Below are 25,553 nucleotides of genomic sequence, written 5' to 3' on the forward strand. Positions count from 1 at the left end.
ATCTCCACATCGAGATTGACACCCGATATCAACTATCCTCTGTACTCGCCTACATTATCCCGCTCGTCGAACATTTGGAAGGCAGGTACGGACTCAACACTTAATCCAATGGATGTCTTTAAGGTTGATGTGGCAGGACAATGCGGCTACAAGCAGACATTTAGTCATGCGATCGCCTCGGGCGCCTGGGTACAGCCGGACGATAAGACGACGCTCAGTCTCGATGGCAAGGTCATCAAGTCGAAAAGTGTTTAAATGATTCAAAGGACTTCAGCTTCTAAGTTGAAGTCCTTTGAATCATTTACCAAAAATAAAAATTATATCCCTTTCGACATCTAGAAATATGGTAATAATTAACTTGATATCAAAAAGGGAGAGGATGGATTGTTAAGCACTAAGTATTTAATAAACATTTTCCGCGTTTTGTCATTGGGACTGGGAATAGTGTGGTTATGGGGTTCAGTTCTTGGAGGAATGACTCCAGAATCCTATGCTCCAACGATAATAATCTTTGCCTGTATGTTAATAGCTGACTATTTAAGCAGGATTCAATTGTTGATTATCGAAAAGAATAACTACATAATACCTATGTTAGCTAAAGTTCTAATAGTTGCTAATATTGGAGTTTATTTCGTAATGGTTTTGCCAGTCATTAGTGGAGGGTATATACCTTTAAAGACAGATTCTGGCGGACTTCACATCTTTGTAGATACTTCTATGGTGCCTTTTGATTTTTGGATAGGAGAAATAAAACTTTACCTTAAGAGAGCGCTTGAAATTGCAATAATAGCTGTAGTAGCTACTGAGTATTTCTTCTATATTTGTCCAACACTCGATAGAGAAGAGTATGAGGCTTTTTTGAAACAGCTACGAAGTGTCAATGAAGATGAATCGAAACGAACATCTTAACTAAGGAGGTTTACAATGTTAAGAATTGTTTTAATCTCACTAATAGTGATGTTTCTTATGACAGTATTTGTCTTCTACTCTTCATTAGGTCATATGGGAGTTCAAAGCGTAAGAAGAAAATTGATCTATACAGTTCTTGGGACTACATTTGCTATTAAGATGGCTTTTAACTTTAAAGGCAGATTGAGCATGATCACGAGACATTTAAAAACTCGAGGCAAGCCCATTCCCTCAAATTTCAAATTAATGATGATGGTATTCTTAGACAGTTTTGATATCAAAAGAAACATTGAAGCATTAACATTCTCTTCTGCTGCTTTCGAAGAAGATCACCCCGTTAAAAGCAAATCTACAAATTCTATTCAAGCAGGAATTGAAGACTATGATTACATTCGAGAATATTTTAAAGAACATAACATTTCGAGATAGTTGCAGTTTTTCAACATCTGCACGAAAAGTCCCCACTTCAACTGAGTGGGGACTTTTTTATTGGGCAATGCCTTTTTCAGGAACAGACAAATCTGTCGGCCGTGAAAAACGACCTGTCATGAAATTGAAGTACACAGAGCATAGGTCGCCATCACAGCTGACGTGTAATAAGACCCTACCTTTTAGGATTTTTTCAACGCTGAAGATGACATCTCGCCTCTCAAAAGATGTTGAGAGTCGTGTATAGATCCAGTTTAGTTCCTCTTCGCTTGCTTGGCGGAATGGTTTACTATATCTAAAAGTCTCCAATATCATCACCTCACATAAAGAATAACGCCTAAGGAAAAAGTCGTCATGTGTCTATATCGTTAAAAGAAGGTAAGATATACATCATAAGAAAGAACTCTATATAGGAGTTTGTCGCGCCACTTCAAAAACATTTGCTTTTTAATAAGAAGATAGTGAACCAAAGCAAATGCAATTATAGTATTTATATCTAGTTTATTTGTTTGTACTTAAACACGAAAAATCAATTGATCGCGCGCAAGACGTTGTTCGTCGGCGGATTAAATTCGTCGATCGTTCATCCGCGCGACGTCTTCCGCGAAGCGCTCAAGCTGTCGGCGGCGTGTTTCATCGCTCTGCATAACCATCCGAGCGGGGACGCGACGCCGAGCCGGGAAGACATCGAAGTGTCGGAGCGCTTGGTCGAAGCGGGCAACATTGTCGGGATCGCGTGCCTCGACCACGTCATCATCGGCGAGGATCATTATGTCAGTATGAAGCAACGGGGCTATATGAATGGGTGAAATGGAATTAATTTTCCAAATGAGACATCTGTTTGTTATACTGACAGACGAGGTGTTTACATTGGAGAAATTAATTTGGCTTTTAATGATTAGCTTTGCATGTTTAGCGAGCTTCGTTCCGCTCGACCCAATCGTATTATCACTCGTCGTCTTCGTCCTGTTCGTTTTGATCAGTATTGGGTTATATTACCGACTACAGAAACATCATTGGCTCGATCGCTTCTCACCGCTCGTCGGCATCGGAATCGGCCTCACCGCACTCGTCGCCTATCTAGCTGTGTTTCTCGCTTGGGGGAATGCAACGCTTGATTCACAAATGTGGCAGATGGTCGGACAACTCACTTTCACGTACGTCGGGGGTTATTTGTTCGTTCTGATCATCTCAAGCTTTGTGGCTGGAGCGACGCGTCAAAAGCCATCGCGGTTTTATCGGCCGGTGCTTCTCCTCTCCGTAATTTGCTACGGGGCGATGCTGTTAATGTCACTTTCGACGCGAACTTGAATCGGCCGTAATTTGAAGCAGGCGCATATCCGCCTGCTTTTTTGTATTTTAGAGGAGTCGTCAATCACCGCGTTGAAGATGTAAGGACAGAAGGTTAATCAAAGGGGACATGAAAATACATGAACGAGGAGAGTATTTACAGTGAACAAGAGTTAAAGCTGACGTTGAAGGCCATCAAAAACCGGACAGCTCAGTTACACGAATTAGACGAGGATCGCGTCATCCAATCGATGCTCCATCATATCGGTTCGACGGACCCCGAAATGCGAGATCAGTTGATTTATACGCTCTTTTACCGGTTCATCATCGAAGACGAGCAACTGACGAACGAACAGTTGACGAACATGTTGAAGACAACGCTCAAATACCACTTGTTCCACGGAATCGGAGAAGCGGAATCGGATACGGTCTTCACACGGTCGTTCTCGACGTTGTTGATTGCCTTGATTGTGTATCAAGACCGTCAACAAGGATTTTTACCGGAAATGGATATCGAGATGTTGAAAGCAAAGCTCCTGGCGTATCTTGATTGTGAAATCGATACGAGAGGCTATGTGCCCGCAAAAGGTTGGGCTCATTCCATCGCCCACGTGGCCGATGCATTCGACGAACTAGTCTTGCATCCGAAACTTGACGAGACGGAGTTCAGCGAAATCTTGGAGGCGCTATGGAACAAAGTCATGATTCCGACTGTCTATCTGCATGACGAGGACGAGCGCTTGCTGAATCCCATTTTTGCCTTGTTACATCGCGGGATGGACGAACACGAAATTATCATTCTGCTAGAAGGCTTGCCTGCTAGATTGAGTGTACAAAAACAGCAACTCGAGGCCGAACAGTATTGGCACGTCGTTTGTAACGTGAAGTCGTTTTTGAAAAGCTTTTTTGTGAAATCATTTGAGATGAACCGACCGATGCTTCAAACCACCGTGTCTGAAACGTTGAAGCAGATATGACGAGGTCCAGGCAGGCGCTTCCATGCGTCTGCTTTTTGATTTGCGTTTTTGTTGAAAAGAAGGCACACTAATATACGGTGGAACAGGACTGAGATGAAGGGGATTGTAAATAACCTGTAATCGATTGAACGTTTTCAAACATGATTTTTCCGTTATAATAATAATTAGTGTAACCAGGAGAGGGGCAGTACGTATGTTTCGTAGTTTTAACCGAGAAATCGGAATCGACCTTGGAACGGCAAATACGCTCGTTTATGTAAAAGGTCAAGGCATCGTTGTTCGTGAACCGTCCGTAGTGGCGTTCCGTACAGATACAGGTAGAATTGAGGCCGTAGGTAATCAGGCCAAAGATATGATTGGACGTACGCCGGGGAACGTCACGGCACGCCGTCCGATGAAAGATGGGGTTATCGCTGACTTCGAAACGACAGCAACGATGATCAAATATTTCATGGAACAAGCACAAAAATCAAAGAGCGGGTTGTTCTCATCGAAAACGAACGTTATGATCTGTGTGCCAAGCGGCATCACGTCAGTTGAAAAACGTGCGGTTGAAGATGCGGCCAAGCAAGCAGGCGCTCGCGAAGCGTATACGATTGAAGAACCGTTCGCGGCAGCAATCGGCGCCGGTCTCCCAGTTTGGGAACCGACAGGCTCGATGGTCGTCGATATCGGTGGCGGTACGACCGAAGTCGCAGTGATCTCACTCGGCGGCATCGTGACGAGCCAATCGATCCGTGTCGGTGGTGACGAAATGGATGACGCCATTATTCGTTACATTAAAAACAAATACAACCTCATGATCGGGGAACGTACGTCAGAAGCGCTCAAGATGGAAATCGGTTCGGCCCGCATCGACGAGTCGAACGAAAACGAAACGATGGAAATCCGCGGACGCGATCTCGTGACCGGTCTCCCGAAACAGATCGAAGTAGGGGCAGTTGAAGTGTGCGAAGCACTTTCAGACACGGTCGACGCGATTCTAGCCGGTGTGAAACAAACGCTCGAACAAACACCGCCAGAACTCGCAGCCGACGTCATGGACCGCGGTATCGTCCTTACAGGCGGCGGCGCGCTCCTTAAAAACTTGGACGGTGTCATCTCTGATGAGACGCACATCCCGACTCTCATTGCGGATGAACCGCTCGATTGCGTTGCGATCGGGACTGGAAAATCTCTTGAAATGATGGACGTCCTCCGTTCAAAATCAGGCATCTCGTCACGCCGATGAAAGGTGTTAAACGATGAGCCGGTTTGTACGTAATAAAAAGCTCATCATCACGCTGATCGGTATCATTTTATTTCTTGTCATTTTAGGAGTTTCGATTCGAGGACGGTCGGAATCCGCCTGGTACCAAGACGTCACGCGTGATGTGGTCGGAACGTTCCAACGGGTGTTCACGGTGCCGATCGGCTGGATGGATAGTACCGTGTCCTCGATTTCGAACGTCCGTGAAATTTATGAAGAGAACCGTGAATTGAAGCAACATTTGACGAAATACGCCGAAGTGTCTGTCGAAGCTGACGACCTGCGCCGTGAGAACGAGGAGTTGCGTCAAATGGTCGAGGCGGGCGAAAGCTCGCTCCGTGACTTTGATTTGATTCCGGCAGAGGTCATCGGGCGCACGCCGAACGACTGGCAGCGCTATGTGACGATCAACGTCGGGCAAGAACGCGGCGTTGAAAAAGGCATGGCTGTGACGGCCGCTGGCGGCATGGTCGGGCGCGTCATTCAAACGAGCGCCTATACGTCACAAGTTCAGCTCCTGAGCGACAACAACCGGACGAACAACGTCTCTGCGGTCGTCAAAGATGCGGACGGTAAGGCGGCGTACGGAACGATCGACGGCTTCGACAGCGAGACGAACGAACTCTTTTTCACAAAGGTTTCGAACAGCGTCAAGTTGAAAGAAGGCGAGATCGTCTCGACGTCAGGGCTCGGCGGACGTTATCCGGCCGGTCTCGTCATCGGTAAGGTGAAGTCGATCGAGACCGATGAATATGGTGTGTCTCAAGTTGCCCGCATCACGCCAGAGGCGGACTTCAACGAGTTCTCGCAAATGTTTGTCATCGATCGAACGCTAGACGAACCGTTTTTGACGGGTCCCGAGGAAGGAGGAGCAGCGGGTGAGTAACATGAAAGTGTTCATCGCCCTGTTCCTCCTCTTTCTTATTGAAGGGACATGGGCTGCCATCTTTTCATGGCACTACGCGACGCCGTTCGTGTATTTGACGTTGATTGGGTTAATGTACGTCGGTTTGTATGGCCGGTTTGAGTCGGCACTCGGATTCGGTCTCGTATTCGGGTTATTGTATGACATCGTCTACACCGACTTGCTCGGAATTTACTTATTTACTTTTTCACTCATTCCTCTCTTAGTCAGCTTCGTGTTAAAATATATAGGTGAGAACTTCTTCTCGGTCGTCATCACGTTCACGTTCATGATTCTCGTCTTCTCCTTCGGGATATACGGTATCATGGCAGCGGTCGGTGGGACGACGATTACCATACAAACACTATTAGTTGAACAGATTCCAGGGACGCTCGTCGTCAATGTGATCGCCGTCGCGATTCTTTATTATCCGATGACGCGATACGTGGCGGTGCGCCCTGTAGCGAAAAGAGGGTAGCCATGATGGAGCGTAAACGACACATTACGATAAAAGGACATCGCAACGGTATTGCAATCCACTTCAATCCACGGAGTGGCGTCGATGAGGTGCTCGGAGAGCTTGAGGCCACGTTACAAGAAATGGAGCCGCCCTCTGGGGAGATTGCACTCAAGTTGCACGCGGGTACTCGTTATTTGGACGAGGAGCTGTCACGTCAAATTCGTGAAGTCGTTGCTCGTCATGGCGTTTTTTATATCGAGGAGCTGTCGAGCGAGGTCATGTTGACCGAAGAGGCGAAAGCGACTTACGGGAAAAAGACGTTCCATTACCATAGCGGTACGATCCGCAGCGGGCAAGTGCTCTCGTTTGAGGGTTCGGTGCTCATTGTCGGCGACGTCAATCCGGGGTCTGAAGTTCGGGCGACGGGAAGTATCTATTGTTTAGGCACGATACGAGGAAATGTCCGGGCCGGTGTCGAAGGATGGGAGGACGCGGTCATTACCGCAAGCCTATTGCATCCGCTGTTTCTAGCGATCGGTGAACACGTGCTCACGCCAGACGACGATGCCGAGATGCCAGAGATCGAGATGGGCTGCGCGTATCAGACGAATCATGGCATTGAAATGACGCGTCTCCGCCAAGTCATGACAGGGCTTAAAGACGCATATGCAATGGAATTACAGAGAGGGTGAGTTTGATGGAGCAAGTAGTAGAGCCTGTACATACAGCAAAAGAAGTGAAGAAAGGTCGGGCCATCGTCGTGACGTCGGGGAAAGGTGGCGTCGGCAAGACGACGACGACCGCTAACCTCGGGACGGGTCTCGCATTGTCCGGACACTCGGTCTGTCTCGTCGATACGGACATCGGTCTACGGAACTTGGATATCATCCTAGGACTCGACAACCGGAGCATCTATAACCTCGTCGACGTCATCAACGGGCAGTGCAAGTTGCCCCAAGCGCTCGTCCGTGACAAGCGGTTCGAAGAGATGTACCTGTTGCCGGCGGCCCAGTCAAAAGACAAGACATCGGTCCAACCGGAGCAAGTCAAAGAGATCATCGACCAGTTGAAGACGGAATATGATTTCGTCTTGATCGACTGCCCGGCCGGAATCGAGCAAGGATTCATGAACGCCATCGCCGGCGCCGACGAGGCTATCGTCGTGACGACGCCTGAGAAGGCGGCCGTCCAAGACGCGGACCGCATCATCGGTATGCTCGAACAAGCGGAACACGTCGCGGCGCCTAAACTCATCGTCAACCGCGTGAAGAATCATCTCGTCGCATCGGGCGACATGCTCGACATCGATGACATCATGCGCATCCTGTCGATCGACCTGCTCGGCGTCGTCGTCGATGATGAAGAAGTCATCGCCGCGGCAAACCGGGGTGTCCCGGTGACAATGAACCCGGACAATAACGCCGGACAAGCGTATCGCAACATCACACGCCGTATTCTCGGTGAGTCGGTGCCGCTCATGTCCATCCAGACGGACCAACAACCGACCGGATTTTGGGCACGATTGCTATTGAAGTTTGGAATGAAAAAAGTCTAAGGCAACGAAAGTTGCCTTTTTGTGTCGAAAGGAGTGCTCGTATGAAACTCATCTATGAACGGACCCCGTCAATCGAGCGGGCCATGCTCGTCGACGGCGAGCGTCTGCTTGAAGTCGAGGAGCGCTTTGTCGATCAGCTCTCGGTCGGGACGATCCTTGAAGCCGCGATCGAACGGATTCATCCGTCACTCGGTGCCGCTTTCCTCGTCAACGGCGAGACGACATTTTTCTTGCCGATCGCCGAGACGCTCCGGGCGCTCGCTGCCTACCCGGAAGTCCCGGGTATCGGTCAGGCGGCCGTCGTCGGGGAGAAACGTCTCGTCCAAGTGACGAAAGAGGGCATCGGGGGCAAGCACCACAAAGTGACCGAGAACATTCGGTTCGGAGGGCGCTATCTCGTCTACTTCCCGTATGGACGGCGCCAGTTGTTCAGCCGCAAGCTCGACCTCGCTACGCAGGACCAGTTGTCGAAAGTGTTCACGCTCAATGAGGCGGAAGGTGTGTTGTTCCGGACCGAATCAGGACAAGCCAGTCCCGAGGCGCTTCGCGAGGAGCTGGCCTTGTTGCGGGCCCGGGCAGCTGACGTCGAGACGGCGCGCCGCGGTCAAGACGAACTGCTCTGTGAGCAGTTCGTCCGGCGTCATTCGGTCGAGTCGGTACTGTTGAACGATAAAGAGGCGCAAGAGCGTTTGAAGCGGCTCGACGTCCCGGTCGAACGCCACATCGGCAAAGGCCGGATGAAAGAAGCCGCGCGTTTAGACACAGCGATCGAGAAGCTCGGGAACCGTGTCGTCTGGCTCGAAGGCGGGTCTTACGTCTTGGTCGAACAAGTCGAGACGATGACCGTCATCGACGTCAACAGCGGCAAGAACGTCGCCGTCAAAGACAAAGGGCGCGCCGCCGACACGATCAATGAGGCGGCGCTGTATGCGATTATGGAACAGCTCCGCCTGCGCAATATCTGCGGCATGGTCGTCATCGACTTTTTACGCGGGTCAAAAGACGGACAAGACCGACTTTTGAAACGAATGAAAGAACTCGGGGCCCGTGACCCACGTCGTGTCGAAGTGTACGGCTTCACACGGATGGGACTGTTCGAACTATCGCGCGAGCGGACCGGACGTTCGATTCAAGACCGGATGACGTATAACGGTGCACCGTCGAAGCTGGCCGTGTTCTCGCGGCTTGAACGCACGCTCATGGAGCTAGACGGAAAACGGGAGGCGGTCGTACTGTCGCTGCCGGCGAAGTGGCAAGACGGGGCCTGGGACGCGTCAGGTCTTCATGTGTTCTTTATAGAAGGAGAGCCCGACGTCGCTTTTCATGGTACACTCGAGGAATGTGAGAACTTCGTATCTCGTCATTGACAAGCCTCGCGCGAGAGTGGTAATATCTATAACGTTAGTTCGTTTGGAAGCACCCAAATGGCTACAACCGCACAGAACGGGTTGAAACGGTTTCGCCCTGCCCTGGATGGCGAGTCTGAGTTTAATAAGGAGGTGCACGTATATGTACGCAATCATCAAAACTGGTGGTAAGCAAATCAAAGTTGAAGCAGGTCAAGAGATCTACATCGAAAAACTCGATGCTGATGTCGAGGGTACTGTAGAATTCGGTGAAGTTCTTTTCGTTGGTGGTGACGATGTTAAAGTCGGAGCTCCATTCGTAGAGGGCGCTAAAGTAGTAGCAACTGTCGTTAAACACGGTCGCGCGAAAAAGATCACTGTCTTCAAAATGAAAGCTAAGAAAAACTACCGTCGTAAGCAAGGTCACCGTCAGCCTTACACGAAAGTTCGCATCGAGAAAATCGAAGCGTAATTTCTATGATTCAAGTAACGGTCAGACGAGACGAGACGAAGTCGATTCGTTCCGTCGAAGTGACAGGTCACGCCAACTTTGCTGAACCCGGTTCTGACTTAGTGTGTGCCGGCGTTTCCGCCATCATTTTTGGGGCGTATAACGCTGTCGAGGTACTCGCAGGCCAGTCGCTTCTTGTAGAAATGGCAGACAAAACAGAGGGTGGTTACTTTTATGTCGAGACATATCCTGAACTATCACCGCAGGATATGACTCGCACCCAGCTGTTATTAGAAGGGATGCTCGTGCAACTAGACACGATCGCCCAAAGTTACGGTGATTATATCCAAATTGAACAATAGGAGGTGGACCTCATGTTACAATTGAACCTTCAGTTCTTCGCATCGAAAAAAGGAGTTGGATCGACTAAAAACGGTCGTGACTCGATTTCGAAACGCCTCGGCGCTAAACGCGCTGACGGACAGACAGTTTCAGCTGGATCGATTCTCTACCGTCAACGCGGTACGAAAATTCACCCAGGTGAAAACGTCGGCCGTGGTGGCGACGACACATTGTTTGCTAAAGTTGACGGCGTAGTACGCTTCGAGCGTCTTGGTCGCGACAAGAAACAAGTGAGCGTTTACCCAGTTGCGTAAGTAGAACCACGCAAAAGACTCTAGCCACTTATTTGGTTAGAGTCTTTTTTACTAGGAGAGGATCAAATGGACTCACAGGCAACGCTGAAATTATTATCGACCGTCCGTCACGAATGGATGAATCGGCTTCAGATGATCTCCTTGTATGCGGCGCTCGAGCCTGATAGACTCGAGGAGCTGTACGAACGTTATCGTCAGCACGCCGACGAGGAGAGTGCGCTCGTTCGCTTAAATATGCCGGCGACTAGTCTCGTCATCATACAGGCGAATTGGGAAGGGCGGTTGACCTATAAGGTATCGACCGACCGTGCGTCGTTGGACGACGCACGCGTGGCGGATAAACTTGTCCGTCTTCTGTCAGGAACGGATGGACCGATTCATGTGACGTTCACGGACGGACTGGCGGTTCGCGTCTTCGGCAACGTGCCGGGAGATGTGTTCACGTCAGACGAAGTGCACGAACAGACTGTAGAATGTTCTACGTTTCGTTTAAAAGGAGGGAATTAAATGTTTGTCGATCAGGTGAATATTTTTGTAAAAGCTGGAGACGGTGGTAAAGGAATGGTCGCGTTCCGTCGCGAGAAGTATGTTCCAGACGGTGGACCAGCAGGTGGTGACGGTGGTCACGGTGGCGACGTCGTCTTTGAAGTAGAAGAAGGATTACGGACGCTCGTTGATTTCCGCTTCTCGAAGAAGTTCATCGCCTATAACGGTGAAAAAGGAATGTCGAAAGGGATGCACGGACGTAAAGCGAAGCCGCTCGTCGTCAAAGTCCCGCCAGGCACAATCGTCTTCGATTCAGTGACGGATACTGTCATTGCCGACCTTACCGAGCACGGCCAACGGGCCACGATCGCTAAAGGCGGCCGCGGTGGACGCGGAAACTGTCGATTTGCGACACCGTCGAACCCGGCACCAGAAATCGCTGAAAACGGAGAACCGGGCCAAGAGCGTGAGTTGCGTCTTGAACTGAAACTCCTCGCCGACGTCGGTCTTGTCGGATTCCCGTCAGTCGGGAAATCGACGCTCTTGTCGGTCGTCTCATCGGCACGTCCAAAAATCGGAGCATACCACTTCACGACGATCACACCGAACCTCGGTGTCGTTAAAACAGCTGACGACCGTGACTTCGTCATGGCCGACCTTCCTGGACTTATCGAAGGCGCGAGCCAAGGCGTCGGTCTCGGTCACCAGTTCTTGCGTCATATCGAACGGACGAAAGTCATCGTTCATATGATCGACATGAGCGGGATCGAAGGACGTGACCCGTTCGAAGACTACACGACGATCAACCGTGAACTCGAGTCGTACAACTTACGTCTCCTCGAGCGTCCACAAATCGTCGTCGCCAACAAGATGGATATGCCGGATGCGCCAGAACTTCTTAAAGAGTTCCAACAGAAAGTCGGCGATGACGTCAAAGTCTTCCCGATCTCGGCACTCGCGAAAGAAGGACTTCGCAACTTGCTCATCGAAGTAGCTAATCTCGTCGACGCGACACCTGAATTCCCACTTGAAGAGCTCGAAGCGAAAACAGCCACACCACGTGTCGTCTATCGTTACGAGAAGGAAGAGAAAGGGTATCAGATTCATGTCGATGAGTACCAACGCTTCGTGATCACGGGGCCGCGCATCGAGAAACTATTCAAGATGACGAACTTCGATCACGATGACTCGATCAAACGATTCGCCCGTCAGATGCGTCAAATGGGCGTCGATGAGGACCTTCGTAAGCTAGGTGCTCAAGATGGCGACGTCGTTGCGATCTCTGACTTTGAATTCGAATTTGTCGAATAATCTTTTAAATAGGAAATGGAGTGTGAAGTAAACGTGGACCCTGTGCCCTCGTCTAGTTTAATTCTTTATGCAGTTCTAGTATTTTTGTCAGCTTTCTTCTCTTCAGCAGAGACCGCGCTCTCGAGCGTGAACCGCGTCCGGATGATCCGGATGAGTGAAGACGGGGATAAGGGCGCGAAACGCGTCCTCCACCTCGTCGACCGGTTTGACGATACGCTCTCGACGATCCTCGTCGGGAACAACATCGTCAACATTGGTGCCGCGACCGTTTCGACGGCGATCGCCACGAGTATATTCTCGGGTGGGACCGGCTTGATTGTCTCGACGTTCGCGACGACCGTTGTCATCTTGATCTTCGGTGAGATCTTGCCGAAATCACTCGCCAAAGAATTCGCTGAAAAGTATTCACTTTTGATCAGCGGAATCTTGTTGTTCCTTGTTAAAATCCTGAAGCCTGTCACGATGATCTTTACAGGTCTCAAGCGCTTGACGCTTCGCATGATCGGGATGGCCGACAAAGAACCGTCGGTGACGGAAGAAGAATTGAAAGTGCTCGTCGATATGGGTGAAGAAGAAGGAGTGCTCGGTGAGAAAGAAGCCGAACTGGTGCATAGCGCCTTCTCTTTCAACGACATCACCGTCGATGACGTGTTGACGCCGCGGATTGACATCCTCGCCGTCGACATCGACGATACGCTCGAAGAGATCAAAGACACGATCTTTAGCGGGGGGCACTCTCGTCTCCCTGTGTATAAAGACTCGATTGACAACGTCATCGGGGTGTTGTCGGAACGTGACTTCCTTCGTTCGATGATGCGAGACGAAGTGACGGATATCCGTTCACTCATTCGTCCGCTCACGTACGTGTCACCGCAGACGAAATTGATCGAACTGCTCCCGATTCTGCAGCAAAAACAATCACACATGGCTGTCGTCCTCGATGAGTTTGGTGGGACGGCTGGTCTCATCACGCTCGAGGATATGCTTGAAGAGCTCGTCGGCGATATTTGGGACGAGCACGACGAATCGATCGTCTACTTGAGACGGCTTCGAGACGGCGTATACGAGTGTATGGCCGACATGGACGTCGATCAGTTCGCTGACGAGATGGGGATTAAAGAACCTGAAGTAGATGCCAACACGATGGGTGGTTGGATCGTCGAGCTGCTTGGCGACATCCCAGAGAAAGGTGCGCGTGTCACGTATGACGACATGACGTTCACCGTTCTCCACGTCGAAAAACGACGCATTCGCAAACTGTTAGTCGAAACGAGTCAATCCGAATCGGCTGAACAGGCATAAGAAAAGGAGATCGCCACGTGGCGATCTCCTTTTTGTTTAGACGGTATGGTGGCGCTCGACGCGCTCGAGCAACTCGTAAGGGCGAACCTTGTAGATTGCGTGCGGGATGTACGTCGGGTCGATCGCATCAATGAGACGCATCTGGAAGTGGTCACGTTTGATGTAGTCCGACACGTTCGACGCATCGATCGGGAAGAAACCGACCTCGTGTGTCTCGCCAGCTTGCGGACGAAGGTCGCCCGAGACGTAACGTCCATGGAACGAGACGCAGAGGACGCGTGACGACACGTTTTGATAGATCCCGATGATACCGTCGATTTCGACGTCGGCCCCGGTCTCTTCTTTCACTTCACGATGGATCGCATCGATGATCGATTCGTGTTCTTCGACCTGTCCGCCCGGCATCTCGTACGTGTCGCTCCGGTGCGTGTTTTTGACGAGCAGCACTTCACCGTCATCGTTCGTGATGTAGGCGGTCACGGAGACGATCGTGCGCGGCGGGGTGTAGTGCCCGGTCGGCATCATGAACTCTTCGCTCGACTTGATGTATAAGTCTTTCCCGAGACGGGCCCGCTTCTTCATCGCCTCGCGACGGAGTGCGCTCGAGCGGTAATCGCGTTCGACTTGTTCATAGTGCTCACGGTCGCGGTATTCCCAAAGTGCCATGACCTCGGTTTGGTCCTCGGTCACCCAACGGCCGACGAGCCGTGCGCCGTGCGATACCTGAATCGGATACAGGTATGTATGGAAAAACTCAGTGAATTCTTGCAAGCGTTCGGGACGGATCGTATACGTTTTTCGACGATGGAACATGAAAATTCCTCCTTTGACGGTTGCTGTCTCTGTGCTTTAGAAATAGATTGATTTCCTCACTATGACGTATTCGCCATACGTATCAGTTTACCCTCTATTTAAAAAAAGTCAGCCCGAACTTTTGTTCAGGCTGACTTTTTCATGAAGTTCGGATGTGAGCGGATATAGCGGGCGACAAAGAAGATGCCGATGCCGAGCCCGATATAAGGAAACAGGCCGTGTGTGTATTCGCCGATATATCGCCAATTACTGCCGAGCATCATGCCGACTTTGACGAAGACGAACGACCAGACCGCGAAGACGATCGTTGTCATCGTCAGGAATTTACGGAACGACAACCGCATCACGCCGGCGCTGATGGCGAACAATTGACGCCAAATCACGCTGAGGCAGACGATCCACGCCCCGTACTTCTCAAACCACGACTCGGCTTGAAGCTGTTTCTCCTGCTTGATCCGAAACGAGCGATACAATCGCAGGGCGACCGGTCGTCCGCCGTAGCGGCCAATCCCATACAATGCGACCTGGGTCACGACGAAAGCCGACCAAGCGAGCAAAAAGATGAACAGGAATGACGCGTCAAGGGAACCGACGAGATAACCGCCGTATGCGAGGACGAGCTCGTTTGGGATGACTTGGATGAAGATGCCGAGCGGGATACTGAAGACGCCGCATCCGGCCAAGAGTTGCTCGAGGAAGTGCCACATGACAGATCACTCCTTTCAATACGTAGTAGGGAATTTGTTCCATCCATCAGTATAACGGACAAACTAGGAAAGCAAAAGAAAAGATGTCACAAAGGCGTGACATCTTTTAGTCGAGTTCGGAAACGAGCACGCCGAGGCGCTCAAGTTCAGAGACGGCGGCATCAATCGCGTCCGCACTGTCGGCTTCGAGCGTGTGAATGTGCAGCCCACCCGTCAAATGGGACAGTGGGGCAGCCTGGTTGGCCTCGACGCGTTCGAGGAAGGCCCGGACGTCGCGCCGGCTCTTCACCATCAACTGACCAGTCAGCGACCCGTAGACGGGGTGGTCGATGATGACGTCACGAATCGTGACACCTTCGTCGACGATGGCGTTCATCTCGGCTTCCATGTCCTCGGCTTCGTGCCGACAGACGACTTTTCGTGTGTAGGCGGACGGTGACGCCTCGCCGGGTAGATAGACATAGCCGCGGGCGGTCGCGACGATTTGGTGGCCTTTCGCCTTCAAGAGCGACAAGTCTTGGACGATGACTTGGCGGCTGACCGCGACGCGGCGGGCGAGCTCGGAACCGGTGATCGGTTCCGTACTCGCTTCAATCAATTCCAATAAAGTGCGCCGGCGTTCTTCACCGGCTAAACGTTTGTTCATGGTGTTCAACTCTCCTTGCTAAAGTGACGATGGCATCGGCGAGTGCCGCCGTGGCTTCGGCGGTTGTCTGTTCGCCGAAGGAAATTCGGACGAGCCCGTGGCAGGCGCTCGTCTCATAGCCGAGTGATTCGAGCATGCGGTTCGGTCCGTTTTGACCGGCCCGGCAAGCCGAGCCGGCCGACACTTGGAAGCCGAGTGCGTCGAGTTCGGTCATCCACCATTGGCCGTCCCGTTTGTCCGAGACGAATGAGAGGATGGCCGGACTTTGGTCGTCGAACTCGAGCCAGTCAACATGTGACGATGTCTTCTCTTTCAAGATAGCACGAAACGCTAAGAAATTTCTTTCGTGACGTGTCCGATTCTCGTGCCGATTGGTGAACGCCTTGACGAACGCAGAGATGCCGGGCACGTCGATCGTTCCGGGACGGATGCCGTACTGATGGTGACCCGGGTAGTAGGGTGGAGGCAATAGACGTTCCATATAGAGACCGCCGACTCCTTTCGGCCCGCCGACTTTATGGGCGCTGAACGAGTAAGCGTCGATCCCGTCGACCGAGACCGGTATTTTTCCGAGCGCTTGTACTCCGTCGATATGGAGCAGTACTTTCTTATATTTAAGTTTACAGAGGATGTTATGGAGCGGCAAAATCCAGCCGGTGTCCGAGTTGACGTGCTGAAACGTGACGAGTCCGATATCACGATCGAGCAAGTGGAGGAACTTGTCGTGGTCGAACTGGCCGTCTTTCAGCTTGAGGCGATGGACGATCACACCTTCAGCTTCCCACTCGTCGAGGAGGAGCGAGACCGAGTCGTGCTCTTGCCAGGACGTGATGACTTCGCTGCCTTTCATGCGTTTGCGCAGACTCGTCAGCGCGATGTAATTGCTTTCCGAGCCGCTCCCGGTAAACAACAGCTTCCCTCTCAGCATATCGAGACCGAGCGCCTGCTTGACGAGCCGGCGCGCCTCTGTCAAATAGTCCTCGGCTATGAACCCATGCGTATGAAGCGACGAGGGATTGCCGGGGACGCCTTTGGCCATGGCGACGTAATGGTCAAGGGCGGGTTGGGTCATCGGGTGTGTCGCCGCGTAGTCAAAGTAACCGTTCATCGAAGTATCCCCTTTTCTCATGTTGTCTTCTTCACAAAATTATGCGAAACTAGTTTACAAGTCAACATTACATATGAAATACAGGTGATATATAGATGTCTTTACAATTAAAACAAGTCGATGTTTTGATTATCGGGGCGGGGTTGGCCGGGGTCACGGTGGCACTCCATTTGCCGGAGACGTACCGCATCCTCCTCGTCTCAAAACGTGACGTGACCTCCTCGAACTCTGACCTCGCCCAAGGCGGGATCGCGAGTTCATATTTGGAGCCGTCGAGTCTCGATCACGCACACGATACGCTCGTCGCTTCCAAGATGACGGCGCAAGCGGACCGGGTCGTCACGCTCGTCGAGGACGGCCGTGGTGTCGTTTCAGAGATGGAGCGGTTCGGTGTCGCGTTCGACCGGGACGAGTCCGGGTATAAGATCGGCCGAGAAGGCGCCCACGGGAAACATCGGATCTACCACGTCGGAGGTGACGAGACCGGACGTCATGTGATGACCGCGTTACGGGAACGGCTCCCGCAAAACGTTGAAGTGATGGAGCACGTCTTGATCGACGGACTGACAAAAACGGGAGGCCGAGTCGTCGGTGCGACCGGTTTCCAAGGTGACGAACGAATCCATATTCAAGCGGGCGCGGTCGTCTTGGCGACAGGTGGCATCGGCGGGCTCGTCGATTGGACGTCGAACTGTCGGGCCGTGACGGGGGATGGACTCGTCTTGGCGAGCGCTGCCGGTGCCGAACTTTCCAACTTGACCGAGATCCAGTTTCATCCGACACTGCTAGCGGTCGAGACGCCGCACCTCGTGACCGAGGCGCTGCGAGGTGCGGGTGCGGAACTCGTCGATGAGGACGGGTGTCACGTGATGCGGCACCATCCGCTAGGCAGTCTGGCGCCCCGTGATGAAGTGGCGGCCGTGCTCACGCGTCACTGCGGCCCGGTCTATCTCGATACGAGTCGCGTCAAAGACATTGCGGCCCGGTTCCCGAAATTGTGGGCGACGTGTCAGGCCGAACGGATCGACGTCGCTCGCATCCCGGTCCGGCCGGGTCTGCATTTTCATATGGGCGGGGTGCGGGTCGATGAAACCGGATCGACGGGTGTGGCCGGGCTTTACGCGGTCGGTGAAGTCGCCGACACGGGTGTTCACGGGATGAACCGGTTGGCTTCTAATTCACTACTTGAATGCTGGGTGTTCGGAAAACGGGTCGCTGCATCGGTGCGACTTGAAGAAAGGCCGTTCACGGTGACTGAAGTGACCGCTTATGAGTTATCGAAGGAGGCGTTTCAAGCGTATCGTCGGCGATTAGGCAACTGGCTGACAATCTCGCCTGAGTTTGGAGAAATGAGAAGTTTCTTAGAAAATACCCAACAACTGGCACGGACGAAACACGTGACAAGACAATTGGCAGAACGAACATTACAACTTGAGGCGGGCCGGATTTTAGCACGCGCCTTTATGAGAATGGAGGAGTTCCATGAACAGAACGTTACTGCGCGAACAGCTCACACAATTTCTAACTGAGGATATCGGATTTGGAGACGCCTCGAGCGCGCTCATCGACCCGCTCGACGGGGCGACAGCCGTCGTCACCGCCAAGGCGGACGGGGTCTTCGCCGGTGTTGACGTCGTGATGGAACTCGCGGCGATGCAGCGGCTCGTCGTCGAACAGTGCCGTGACGATGGGACGGATTTGAAAAAAGGTGACGTCATGTTCGCTTTGCGAGGCAAGACGCGGACGATCCTCGAGACGGAACGGGTACTGCTCAACCTCGTGCAACACATGTGCGGCATCGCCACGCTGACAAGGTGCTGTGTCGAGGCGCTCGCCGACCCAGCGATCCGGGTCACCGACACGCGGAAGACGACGCCGGGACTGCGGATGCTTGAAAAATACGCCGTCCGATGTGGTGGGGGGTACAACCATCGGCTGCGTCTCGACGATGCGGTCATGATCAAAGACAACCATATTGCGGCACTCGGGGGCATCACGCGGGCCATCGAAGTGGCGAGAGCTCAAAACGGGCATACGACACCGATCGAAGTCGAGGTCGAGACGATCGAGCAGTTGCGTGAGGCGATCGCGGCAAGTCCTGACATCATCATGCTCGATAACCGGTCACCGGAAGAGTTGAAGGCGTGGGTTGCGCTCGTGCCGTCCCACATCACGACGGAAGCGTCGGGTGGGATCACCGTCGACACGATCGCCGCCTACCGCGGTACGGGCGTCGACGTCATCTCGGTCGGACAGTTGACGAATTCGGTGACGGCTCTCGATTGCAGCTTAAATCTTAAAGGAGGGGTCAAATATGCAGTTACTCGGAACGATGCCAGCACAATACGCTAATATGACGATCGAACAGATGGAAGCACGGATCGAAGCCATTAAAGCACGGCTCGGCAGCCGGCTGTTTCTACCGGCACATCACTATCAAAAGGATGAGGTCGTCCAGTTCGCGGACGCGACCGGAGATTCGCTCCAGCTCGCACGACTCGCCGAACAAATGAATGGGGCCGAGTTTATCGTCTTTTGCGGCGTCCATTTCATGGCCGAGACGGCCGACATGCTGACACGCGACGACCAACTCGTCATCTTGCCGGACATGCGGGCCGGTTGTTCGATGGCGGATATGGCCGATATCGACCAGACCGAGATTGCTTGGGAGGAATTGACCGACTTGTTCGGTGACGACATCATCCCGATCACGTATGTCAATTCGACGGCAGCGATCAAGGCGTTCGTCGGAAAGAACGGCGGTGCGACCGTCACGTCGTCAAACGCCCACGACATCGTCCGTTGGGCACTCGAGACTGGCGAACGGATTATGTTCTTGCCAGATCAACACCTAGGGCGCAACACGGCGTTTGATCTCGGTGTGCCGCTGGCGGCGATGGCCGTCTGGGACCCGCTTCGTGAGCGTCTCGACTACGAGGGCCACATCGAAGACGTACGGGTCATCCTCTGGAAAGGGCATTGTTCGGTCCACGAGAAGTTCAATGTCGCCCAAATCGAGGCGTTGCGGAAGCATGACCCGGAACGACGCATCATCGTCCATCCCGAGTGTACGTTTGACGTCGTGCAGGCGGCGGACGAGGCCGGGTCGACGTCATACATCATCGACCAGATCGAGGCGAGCGCTCCGGGGACGAAGTGGGCCGTCGGGACGGAGATGAACTTGGTCAATCGACTAGCAATGACGCATCCCGAGCAAGACATCGTCTCCCTCAACCCGTACATGTGTCCGTGTCTGACGATGAACCGCATCGATTTGCCGCATCTGTTGTGGGCGCTCGAGTCGCTCGAGACGGATCCGGTCAACATCATTCGTGTCGATGAGGAAACGACGAAATGGGCAACGCTCGCTCTTGAGCGGATGTTAGCGAGATAACGGACAGGCGATCGCCTGTCCTTTTTTCACGACGTTTTCTATGGTACAATGAATGCAGTTTTCCTATGAAGAGGAGATAACAAAGTGATTGAATTCGTAAAAGGATCCGTCGCCTACGTGTGTGCGGAATATATAACGTTGGATGTTTCGGGCGTCGGCTACAAAGTACATGTGCCTAACCCGTTTTTTTATCGTGAACAAGACGAACATGTAATCGTGTTTACGCACCATTACGTCAGAGAAGATCAACAGACGCTGTACGGTTTCCGGTCACGCCGGGAGCGCGAACTGTTCAATAAACTGCTCGGCGTCAACGGCATCGGACCGAAAGGCGCGCTCGCCATCGTCGCCTCGGGCGACATGGACGCGTTGATTGACGCAATCGAGACCGAGAACGAGAAGTACTTGATGAAGTTCCCGGGCGTCGGCAAGAAGACGGCCAAACAAATGGCGCTCGATTTAAAAGGGAAGTTGTCAGAGCTCGCACCGGACTACGTGCCGAACACAGGCTTGTTCGCACAAGGCTCGTCAGAACTTGACGAAGCGTGTGAAGCGCTCGCCGCTCTCGGTTATTCGGAACGTGAGATCACACGTGTCCGTAAAGAGTTGAATTCAGAAATATTGACGACAGACGCTTACATAAAGCGCGCCCTGCAATTGTTGTTGAAATAAGGAGGAACCTATGGACGAACGATTGTTGTCACAATCCCACCAACAGTATGAAGACTCTGAAGAGTGGAGCCTGCGTCCGCAACGGTTCGAGCAGTATATCGGACAAGAGAAGGCGAAAGGGAACTTATCCGTCTTTATCCAAGCGGCAAAAATGCGGAGCGAGACGCTCGACCACGTCCTCCTTTACGGGCCACCCGGTCTAGGGAAGACGACGCTCGCACAAATTATCGCCAACGAGATGGGCGTCGGCATCAAGACGACAGCCGGCCCCGCGATCGAACGGCCCGGCGACTTAGCAGCGATCTTGTCAACGCTCGAGCCGGGGGACGTCCTGTTTATTGACGAGATCCATCGGCTCAGCCGGACGATTGAAGAGATCTTATATCCGGCGATGGAAGACTACTGTCTCGATATCGTCTACGGACAAGGCGAGATGGCGCGCAGCGTCCGCATCGACCTGCCACCGTTCACGCTCGTCGGCGCGACGACACGGGCCGGCATGTTGTCGGCCCCGCTCCGTGACCGTTTCGGGGTGACGCTCAAACTTGAGTATTACGAGGCACACGAACTCGCGGCCATCGTCAGCAGGACGGCCCAGCTGTTCCGTCTGTCGATCTCACCGGAAGCGAGCGGCGCGATCGCCAAACGCGCACGCGGGACGCCACGGATCGCCAACCGGCTGTTGCGTCGTGTCCGTGACTTCGCGCAAGTGGAAGGGACGAAAGAAATCGACCCGGCCATGGCATCGAGTGCGCTCGATCGCCTGCACGTCGACGCCCTCGGGCTCGACGAGGTCGACCATCGGCTCTTGCGGGCCATGGTCGAACGGTTCGGCGGCGGTCCAGTCGGGCTCGAGACGCTCGCCGCGACAATCGGTGAAGACGCCCAGACGATCGAGGACGTCTACGAACCATACTTGTTACAACAAGGCTTCCTCCAGCGGACACCGCGAGGACGCATGATCACACAATACGCTAAGACGCATTTTGGATACGAAGAGGAGTAAATGATGCAAGATATTCAATTGAACGTAAACGACTATGATTTTGACTTGCCAGAAGAATTGATCGCCCAAGTCCCGCTCCTTGATCGGACGAGCTCACGTTTGCTCGTCCTCGACCGTGACACAGGTGACATCGAGCACCGCCACTTCCGTGACGTGCTCGACTATTTACAAGCAGGCGACGCGCTCGTCGTCAACGATTCGCGTGTCTTGCCGGCCCGTCTGTTCGGGGCGAAGCAAGAGACGGGCGGCAAAGTCGAGCTGCTGCTCTTGAAGCAGACCGAAGATGACGTCTGGGAAGCGCTCGTCAAACCGGCGAAGAAAGTCCGCGTCGGCGCCATCGTCGAATTCGGGAACGGATTGCTCCGGGCCGAATGTGTCGAGGAGCTCCCGGAAGGCGGACGCCGCTTCAAGTTCGAGTATGACGGGATCTTCTATGAGATTTTAGACGAGCTCGGCACGATGCCGCTCCCGCCTTACATCCGCGAACAGCTTGACGATCAAGACCGCTACCAGACCGTCTACGCCCGCGAACGCGGCAGTGCGGCCGCACCGACGGCAGGTCTTCATTTCACAGAAGAATTGCTCGAGGCTGCCCAGGCGAAAGGGGTCAACTTGATCCCGCTCACACTTCACGTCGGGCTCGGGACGTTCCGCCCGGTCACGGCCGATACGATCGAAGAGCATACGATGCATAGCGAGTACTTTGAACTGTCCGAGAAATCGGCACGGGCGCTCCGTGACGTCCGCGCGAGCGGCGGCCGCGTCTTCGCGGTCGGAACGACGTCGACACGGACGCTCGAGACGATCATGCGCGATCACGGGAATTTCGTCGAGTCATCGGGCTGGACGGACATCTTTATTTACCCTGGCGTCGAGTTGAAGGCGATCGATGGACTGATCACGAACTTCCATCTGCCGAAGTCAACGCTCGTCATGCTCGTCTCGGCGTTCGCGTCACGCGACATCATCTTACACGCCTACCGAACCGCGGTGGAAAACGAATACCGCTTCTTCAGCTTTGGAGACGCGATGCTCATTACGAGGAAGGAAGAAAACAAATGACCAAACATGCAGTCACATACGAACACATCCACACGTGTAAACAATCAGGAGCGCGGCACGGGATCGTCCATACGCCGCACGGCTCGTTCGAGACGCCTGTCTTCATGCCGGTCGGCACGCAGGCGAGCGTCAAGACGATGGCACCTGAACAAGTGAAAGCGATGGGTGCGAACATCATCTTATCGAACACGTACCACCTATGGATTCGTCCCGGACACGAGGTCGTCAAGCAAGCGGGCGGACTTCACAAGTTCATGAACTGGGACGGCGCGATCTTGACGGACTCAGGCGGCTTCCAAGTGTTCTCACTCGCTGACCTGCGTAACATTCAAGAAGAAGGCGTCCATTTCCGTAACCATTTGAACGGGGACAAGTTGTTCTTGTCACCAGAAAAGGCGATGGAAATCCAAAACGCGCTCGGTGCGGACATTATGATGGCGTTCGATGAGTGCCCGCCGTTCCCGGCGACGCATGAATACATGAAGAAGTCGGTCGAGCGGACAAGCCGTTGGGCCGAACGTTGCCTCGCGGCGCACGAACGTCCGGAGGACCAGGCGCTGTTCGGCATCATCCAAGGTGGCGAGTACGAAGACCTTCGCCGTCAAAGCGCCGAAGACCTCGTCTCACTCGATTTCCCGGGTTATGCGGTCGGCGGTTTGTCGGTCGGCGAACCGAAAGACGTCATGTATCGGGCGCTCGAGTTCACGACACCGTTCATGCCGGAAGATAAGCCGCGCTACTTGATGGGCGTCGGATCACCGGATGCGTTGATCGAAGGTTCGATTCGCGGGATCGACATGTTCGACTGCGTCTTGCCGACACGGATCGCCCGTAACGGCACGCTCATGACGTCTAAAGGTCGCGTGACGATCAAACACGCCAAACATAAGACGGACTTTGGCCCGATCGATGAGAAGTGCGATTGCTATACGTGTAAGAACTATTCACGGGCATACGTGCACCATTTGATCCGTGCCGATGAGATGTTCGGTCTCCACCTTTGCTCGACGCATAACCTTCATTTCCTCGTGAATTTGATGGAGCAGGTCCGTCAAGCGATCCGCGAAGACCGTCTCCTCGATTTCAAAGAAGAGTACTTCGAAGAATATGGATATAACAAACCGAACGCCAAGAATTTCTAATTCTTCTAACAGCGATTATGTGACAACGAATCGGTTTCACGGTATAATGAACCTGATATTGAAGGAAAGGGTGAATTCTACAAATGGAAACTCTCGTAGCACTATTACCGATGATCCTTATTTTCGTCGTGTTCTACTTCTTGTTGATCCGTCCACAGACGAAGCGACAAAAGCAAGTACAAACGATGCAAAATGCGCTTGAGCGTGGCGATCATGTCGTGACGATTGGCGGCCTTCACGGTGTCGTCCATCAGATCGAAGACACAGAAGTCACATTGAAATGCGACCAAGCACTTCTCAAGTTCAATCGCAGTGCGATTGCTGAAGTGACGAAAAAAGGAAACTCTTCATTCGCTGAGTAAGCAAATGACGCCTGACCAGTATATGGTCAGGCGTTTTTTCGTGCGGGTAATAGGCGAGGAATGATACGACGAGCCCCTTCTTGACCGCCGTAGATGGCACGAGCGAACGGACCGACGATCAAGTCGGCGTAAGCGCCAGTCATGTAGAAGTTGTCTGTCCAAGCGAGTGAGGCATCAAGTACCGGTGTGCCGCACGGGGTGAGCGGTAAGTCGAGCTGCTCCATGAGCGGCCGTAAAAACGTCTCTTTCGGATGGAGCGGGCGGATCCCCGTGCAGCAGACGATCTCGTCAGACGGCAACGCAATCCCGTCGACGAATAACTGGTCACCGTCACGGACCGCTTCTCCAATGATGTGTCGAATTTCACCAAGTTGCACGAGCCGCTTCACTTTCAAGACGAGGTCGTTCGGGGACGTCCCAGGCTTTCGTTCTTGCTTGACGAAGTCACGTTTCTCGATCCAGTTGTCTTCCAACTGATGGAAAGCGCGTAACCCCTTTGGACCCATGAAACTGCGGTCGGCGTCGAACTGGCTCACCTCGAGCGGGCGCTTCGTGACGAGCGTGACGTCATGGCCTTTACTATGACGCGATACCGTATAATGTAACGCCGTGATCCCGCCGCCGACGACGGTAACGTTCGATTGTTCCGGCTGATCGTTAGCTGAAAAGACGTGTCGGCATGTCGGGATGTCCGCAAAGCCCGGTAGATGCATCGAGCTCGATTGACCGGTCGAAACGATGACCGTCTCGGCGGTAATCCGTCGAGTCGATGTCGTCACTTCGTAGACGTTGCCGGACCGTTTAATCGAGGAGACGGGTTGATTGCCTAAAAAACGAGAACGAAGATTAAAGTCCGCGATGAGTTGATCACAATGATCGTTGAACAACGCTAAAGACGGTCGGCCGAACGTATCCTTGAAATGATAAGAGCCATAGTCGTTCGCCGCCGCGAACTGTTTCAACGCGTATGGATTAGACGATATATGATGGACGCGCGTCGAGCGCAAATGTGACATTTCAATATGAGCGGTTTGGGACTTCCAGTTCTTGAGTAGTTGATCGTGAGCGTCAATTAGCAGAAGCTCTTCTAACGCACCGCCTTGTTCTAAATAAGATACAGCGAGGGTCATACCGTGAACGCCGGCGCCGATGATTAATACCCGTGTTGACAGATCAGTCATGCTTCCACCTCTTAAATAGTAATAGTTACGATTTGTATCATAGGGTAAGTGTCTGCTTTTTGTCAAACTTCATCAATCCCTCGAATCATCGACCTCATTTCCAAAAATCAAATTGATTAGTGAAAACGTTTGCAT

The 25,553-nt window shown here is 52.8% G+C and carries 30 protein-coding genes, 1 pseudogene and 1 other annotated feature; of the genes and pseudogenes, 26 read left to right on the forward strand and 5 right to left on the reverse strand.

All coding sequences use genetic code 11. The features are described from left to right. Positions 1-108: 108 nt before the first annotated feature. From A6395_RS16025 to A6395_RS13510, 18 genes and pseudogenes are all read left to right on the forward strand, one after another. A complete protein-coding gene (locus tag A6395_RS16025; protein ID WP_159429467.1) occupies positions 109-255 on the forward strand; it encodes a hypothetical protein in 147 nt (48 codons plus the stop codon). Positions 256-384: 129 nt separating this feature from the next. Next, on the forward strand, positions 385-909 hold the full coding sequence (locus A6395_RS13430) for a hypothetical protein (protein ID WP_071399435.1): 525 nt from the start codon (positions 385-387) through the stop codon (positions 907-909). A 15-nt stretch (positions 910-924) separates the two neighbouring features. After that, complete coding sequence (locus A6395_RS13435) at positions 925-1,338, forward strand: hypothetical protein (protein WP_071399436.1); 414 nt, start codon at positions 925-927, stop codon at positions 1,336-1,338. A gap of 500 nt (positions 1,339-1,838) precedes the next feature. Continuing rightward, positions 1,839-2,147 (forward strand): annotated as a pseudogene (gene radC / locus A6395_RS13440) (RadC family protein); the annotation flags it as partial. Between the two features lie 85 nt (positions 2,148-2,232). Then, positions 2,233-2,649, forward strand: a complete 417-nt coding sequence (locus A6395_RS13445; RefSeq protein ID WP_071399474.1) for a hypothetical protein — start codon at positions 2,233-2,235, stop codon at positions 2,647-2,649. A gap of 119 nt (positions 2,650-2,768) precedes the next feature. After that, complete coding sequence (locus A6395_RS13450) at positions 2,769-3,605, forward strand: DUF2785 domain-containing protein (protein ID WP_071399437.1); 837 nt, start codon at positions 2,769-2,771, stop codon at positions 3,603-3,605. Between the two features lie 193 nt (positions 3,606-3,798). Continuing rightward, the gene (locus A6395_RS13455; protein ID WP_070327697.1) at positions 3,799-4,836 is read left to right on the forward strand and encodes a rod shape-determining protein; all 1,038 of its coding nucleotides are present in this window, start codon (positions 3,799-3,801) and stop codon (positions 4,834-4,836) included. Between the two features lie 13 nt (positions 4,837-4,849). Continuing rightward, the gene (gene mreC, locus A6395_RS13460; RefSeq protein ID WP_070327696.1) at positions 4,850-5,740 is read left to right on the forward strand and encodes a rod shape-determining protein MreC; all 891 of its coding nucleotides are present in this window, start codon (positions 4,850-4,852) and stop codon (positions 5,738-5,740) included. 1 nt (position 5,741) lies between these two features. Further along, positions 5,742-6,236, forward strand: coding sequence for a rod shape-determining protein MreD (mreD, locus tag A6395_RS13465; RefSeq protein ID WP_084813088.1), 495 nt, complete (start codon positions 5,742-5,744; stop codon positions 6,234-6,236). 5 nt (positions 6,237-6,241) lie between these two features. Then, a complete protein-coding gene (locus tag A6395_RS13470; RefSeq protein WP_233589613.1) occupies positions 6,242-6,910 on the forward strand; it encodes a septum site-determining protein MinC in 669 nt (222 codons plus the stop codon). A gap of 5 nt (positions 6,911-6,915) precedes the next feature. Continuing rightward, complete coding sequence (minD, locus tag A6395_RS13475; protein WP_071399440.1) at positions 6,916-7,773, forward strand: septum site-determining protein MinD; 858 nt, start codon at positions 6,916-6,918, stop codon at positions 7,771-7,773. 41 nt (positions 7,774-7,814) lie between these two features. Continuing rightward, positions 7,815-9,140 carry a ribonuclease E/G gene (locus A6395_RS13480; protein ID WP_071399441.1) on the forward strand — a complete coding sequence of 442 codons (1,326 nt, stop codon included), beginning with the start codon at positions 7,815-7,817 and terminating at the stop codon, positions 9,138-9,140. 55 nt (positions 9,141-9,195) lie between these two features. Next, positions 9,196-9,267 (forward strand) — a sequence feature (ribosomal protein L21 leader region). A gap of 15 nt (positions 9,268-9,282) precedes the next feature. After that, complete coding sequence (gene rplU, locus A6395_RS13485; protein ID WP_070327691.1) at positions 9,283-9,591, forward strand: 50S ribosomal protein L21; 309 nt, start codon at positions 9,283-9,285, stop codon at positions 9,589-9,591. A gap of 5 nt (positions 9,592-9,596) precedes the next feature. Next, positions 9,597-9,932: a ribosomal-processing cysteine protease Prp gene (locus tag A6395_RS13490; RefSeq protein WP_070327690.1), complete on the forward strand. Its 336-nt coding sequence runs from the start codon at positions 9,597-9,599 to the stop codon at positions 9,930-9,932. Positions 9,933-9,944: 12 nt separating this feature from the next. Further along, positions 9,945-10,226: a 50S ribosomal protein L27 gene (gene rpmA, locus A6395_RS13495; protein ID WP_016508537.1), complete on the forward strand. Its 282-nt coding sequence runs from the start codon at positions 9,945-9,947 to the stop codon at positions 10,224-10,226. 66 nt (positions 10,227-10,292) lie between these two features. Continuing rightward, positions 10,293-10,733 (forward strand): Spo0B domain-containing protein, encoded by a 441-nt coding sequence (locus tag A6395_RS13500; RefSeq protein ID WP_070327689.1) that lies wholly within the window; start codon positions 10,293-10,295, stop codon positions 10,731-10,733. Beyond that, positions 10,734-12,023 (forward strand): GTPase ObgE, encoded by a 1,290-nt coding sequence (gene obgE / locus A6395_RS13505; RefSeq protein ID WP_070327688.1) that lies wholly within the window; start codon positions 10,734-10,736, stop codon positions 12,021-12,023. Between the two features lie 15 nt (positions 12,024-12,038). Next, positions 12,039-13,325, forward strand: a complete 1,287-nt coding sequence (locus A6395_RS13510) for a hemolysin family protein (protein ID WP_071399442.1) — start codon at positions 12,039-12,041, stop codon at positions 13,323-13,325. A 36-nt stretch (positions 13,326-13,361) separates the two neighbouring features. On the opposite strand, the gene A6395_RS13515 is transcribed toward A6395_RS13510, so the two are convergent. From A6395_RS13515 to A6395_RS13530, 4 genes are all read right to left on the reverse strand, one after another. Next, on the reverse strand, positions 13,362-14,138 hold the full coding sequence (locus A6395_RS13515) for an NUDIX domain-containing protein (RefSeq protein ID WP_071399443.1): 777 nt from the start codon (positions 14,136-14,138) through the stop codon (positions 13,362-13,364). Positions 14,139-14,263: 125 nt separating this feature from the next. After that, a complete protein-coding gene (locus tag A6395_RS13520) occupies positions 14,264-14,845 on the reverse strand; it encodes a DedA family protein (protein WP_071399444.1) in 582 nt (193 codons plus the stop codon). A gap of 106 nt (positions 14,846-14,951) precedes the next feature. Further along, entirely contained in the window at positions 14,952-15,491 is a 540-nt protein-coding gene (locus A6395_RS13525; protein ID WP_070327684.1) for a transcription repressor NadR, read from the reverse strand. Then, positions 15,469-16,599 (reverse strand): cysteine desulfurase family protein, encoded by a 1,131-nt coding sequence (locus tag A6395_RS13530; protein ID WP_233589612.1) that lies wholly within the window; start codon positions 16,597-16,599, stop codon positions 15,469-15,471. The genes A6395_RS13525 and A6395_RS13530 overlap by 23 nt, the downstream gene beginning before the upstream one ends. A gap of 95 nt (positions 16,600-16,694) precedes the next feature. Between A6395_RS13530 and A6395_RS13535 the strand changes: the two genes are divergently transcribed. The 8 genes from A6395_RS13535 (at position 16,695) to yajC (ending at position 24,237) form a co-directional block, all read left to right on the forward strand. Further along, the gene (locus A6395_RS13535; protein ID WP_252100545.1) at positions 16,695-18,128 is read left to right on the forward strand and encodes an L-aspartate oxidase; all 1,434 of its coding nucleotides are present in this window, start codon (positions 16,695-16,697) and stop codon (positions 18,126-18,128) included. After that, positions 18,082-18,951 (forward strand): carboxylating nicotinate-nucleotide diphosphorylase, encoded by an 870-nt coding sequence (gene nadC / locus A6395_RS13540; protein WP_071399446.1) that lies wholly within the window; start codon positions 18,082-18,084, stop codon positions 18,949-18,951. The genes A6395_RS13535 and nadC overlap by 47 nt, the downstream gene beginning before the upstream one ends. Continuing rightward, positions 18,914-19,993: a quinolinate synthase NadA gene (gene nadA, locus A6395_RS13545; RefSeq protein ID WP_071399447.1), complete on the forward strand. Its 1,080-nt coding sequence runs from the start codon at positions 18,914-18,916 to the stop codon at positions 19,991-19,993. Before nadC ends, nadA begins: the two co-directional genes overlap by 38 nt. A gap of 84 nt (positions 19,994-20,077) precedes the next feature. Then, positions 20,078-20,665, forward strand: a complete 588-nt coding sequence (gene ruvA / locus A6395_RS13550) for a Holliday junction branch migration protein RuvA (RefSeq protein ID WP_070327680.1) — start codon at positions 20,078-20,080, stop codon at positions 20,663-20,665. Between the two features lie 10 nt (positions 20,666-20,675). Further along, positions 20,676-21,671, forward strand: a complete 996-nt coding sequence (ruvB, locus tag A6395_RS13555) for a Holliday junction branch migration DNA helicase RuvB (protein ID WP_071399448.1) — start codon at positions 20,676-20,678, stop codon at positions 21,669-21,671. Between the two features lie 18 nt (positions 21,672-21,689). Next, the gene (queA, locus tag A6395_RS13560; RefSeq protein WP_149038991.1) at positions 21,690-22,733 is read left to right on the forward strand and encodes a tRNA preQ1(34) S-adenosylmethionine ribosyltransferase-isomerase QueA; all 1,044 of its coding nucleotides are present in this window, start codon (positions 21,690-21,692) and stop codon (positions 22,731-22,733) included. After that, positions 22,730-23,875, forward strand: a complete 1,146-nt coding sequence (tgt, locus tag A6395_RS13565; RefSeq protein ID WP_070327677.1) for a tRNA guanosine(34) transglycosylase Tgt — start codon at positions 22,730-22,732, stop codon at positions 23,873-23,875. The genes queA and tgt overlap by 4 nt, the downstream gene beginning before the upstream one ends. Positions 23,876-23,958: 83 nt before the next feature. Beyond that, entirely contained in the window at positions 23,959-24,237 is a 279-nt protein-coding gene (gene yajC / locus A6395_RS13570; protein ID WP_070327676.1) for a preprotein translocase subunit YajC, read from the forward strand. Positions 24,238-24,263: 26 nt separating this feature from the next. Here the strand turns inward: yajC and A6395_RS13575 are convergent, their stop codons facing one another. Then, positions 24,264-25,418: an FAD-dependent oxidoreductase gene (locus tag A6395_RS13575; protein ID WP_071399450.1), complete on the reverse strand. Its 1,155-nt coding sequence runs from the start codon at positions 25,416-25,418 to the stop codon at positions 24,264-24,266. Positions 25,419-25,553 lie beyond the last annotated feature (135 nt).

It is taken from the genome of Exiguobacterium sp. SH31 (genome assembly GCF_001816105.1).
Lineage (GTDB): Bacteria > Bacillota > Bacilli > Exiguobacteriales > Exiguobacteriaceae > Exiguobacterium > Exiguobacterium aurantiacum_A.

Bases quoted from the DNA above. Each gene is read 5' to 3' on its own strand.
- tgt (WP_070327677.1), top strand. From the start codon at position 22,730: ATGACCAAACATGCAGTCACATACGAACACATCCACACGTGTAAACAA.
- A6395_RS13510 (WP_071399442.1), top strand. From the start codon at position 12,039: ATGGAGTGTGAAGTAAACGTGGACCCTGTGCCCTCGTCTAGTTTAATT.
- rplU (WP_070327691.1), top strand. From the start codon at position 9,283: ATGTACGCAATCATCAAAACTGGTGGTAAGCAAATCAAAGTTGAAGCA.
- A6395_RS13445 (WP_071399474.1), top strand. From the start codon at position 2,233: ATGATTAGCTTTGCATGTTTAGCGAGCTTCGTTCCGCTCGACCCAATC.
- A6395_RS13535 (WP_252100545.1), top strand. From the start codon at position 16,695: ATGTCTTTACAATTAAAACAAGTCGATGTTTTGATTATCGGGGCGGGG.
- A6395_RS13480 (WP_071399441.1), top strand. From the start codon at position 7,815: ATGAAACTCATCTATGAACGGACCCCGTCAATCGAGCGGGCCATGCTC.
- A6395_RS13530 (WP_233589612.1), bottom strand. From the start codon at position 16,599: ATGAACGGTTACTTTGACTACGCGGCGACACACCCGATGACCCAACCC.
- nadC (WP_071399446.1), top strand. From the start codon at position 18,082: ATGAACAGAACGTTACTGCGCGAACAGCTCACACAATTTCTAACTGAG.
- nadA (WP_071399447.1), top strand. From the start codon at position 18,914: ATGCAGTTACTCGGAACGATGCCAGCACAATACGCTAATATGACGATC.
- A6395_RS13515 (WP_071399443.1), bottom strand. From the start codon at position 14,138: ATGTTCCATCGTCGAAAAACGTATACGATCCGTCCCGAACGCTTGCAA.
- A6395_RS13470 (WP_233589613.1), top strand. From the start codon at position 6,242: ATGGAGCGTAAACGACACATTACGATAAAAGGACATCGCAACGGTATT.
- A6395_RS13435 (WP_071399436.1), top strand. From the start codon at position 925: ATGTTAAGAATTGTTTTAATCTCACTAATAGTGATGTTTCTTATGACA.
- yajC (WP_070327676.1), top strand. From the start codon at position 23,959: ATGGAAACTCTCGTAGCACTATTACCGATGATCCTTATTTTCGTCGTG.
- mreC (WP_070327696.1), top strand. From the start codon at position 4,850: ATGAGCCGGTTTGTACGTAATAAAAAGCTCATCATCACGCTGATCGGT.
- rpmA (WP_016508537.1), top strand. From the start codon at position 9,945: ATGTTACAATTGAACCTTCAGTTCTTCGCATCGAAAAAAGGAGTTGGA.
- A6395_RS13500 (WP_070327689.1), top strand. From the start codon at position 10,293: ATGGACTCACAGGCAACGCTGAAATTATTATCGACCGTCCGTCACGAA.
- mreD (WP_084813088.1), top strand. From the start codon at position 5,742: ATGAAAGTGTTCATCGCCCTGTTCCTCCTCTTTCTTATTGAAGGGACA.
- A6395_RS13450 (WP_071399437.1), top strand. From the start codon at position 2,769: ATGAACGAGGAGAGTATTTACAGTGAACAAGAGTTAAAGCTGACGTTG.
- A6395_RS13575 (WP_071399450.1), bottom strand. From the start codon at position 25,418: ATGACTGATCTGTCAACACGGGTATTAATCATCGGCGCCGGCGTTCAC.
- A6395_RS13525 (WP_070327684.1), bottom strand. From the start codon at position 15,491: ATGAACAAACGTTTAGCCGGTGAAGAACGCCGGCGCACTTTATTGGAA.
- A6395_RS13455 (WP_070327697.1), top strand. From the start codon at position 3,799: ATGTTTCGTAGTTTTAACCGAGAAATCGGAATCGACCTTGGAACGGCA.
- ruvB (WP_071399448.1), top strand. From the start codon at position 20,676: ATGGACGAACGATTGTTGTCACAATCCCACCAACAGTATGAAGACTCT.
- A6395_RS13520 (WP_071399444.1), bottom strand. From the start codon at position 14,845: ATGTGGCACTTCCTCGAGCAACTCTTGGCCGGATGCGGCGTCTTCAGT.
- A6395_RS13490 (WP_070327690.1), top strand. From the start codon at position 9,597: ATGATTCAAGTAACGGTCAGACGAGACGAGACGAAGTCGATTCGTTCC.
- obgE (WP_070327688.1), top strand. From the start codon at position 10,734: ATGTTTGTCGATCAGGTGAATATTTTTGTAAAAGCTGGAGACGGTGGT.
- A6395_RS16025 (WP_159429467.1), top strand. From the start codon at position 109: ATGGATGTCTTTAAGGTTGATGTGGCAGGACAATGCGGCTACAAGCAG.
- minD (WP_071399440.1), top strand. From the start codon at position 6,916: ATGGAGCAAGTAGTAGAGCCTGTACATACAGCAAAAGAAGTGAAGAAA.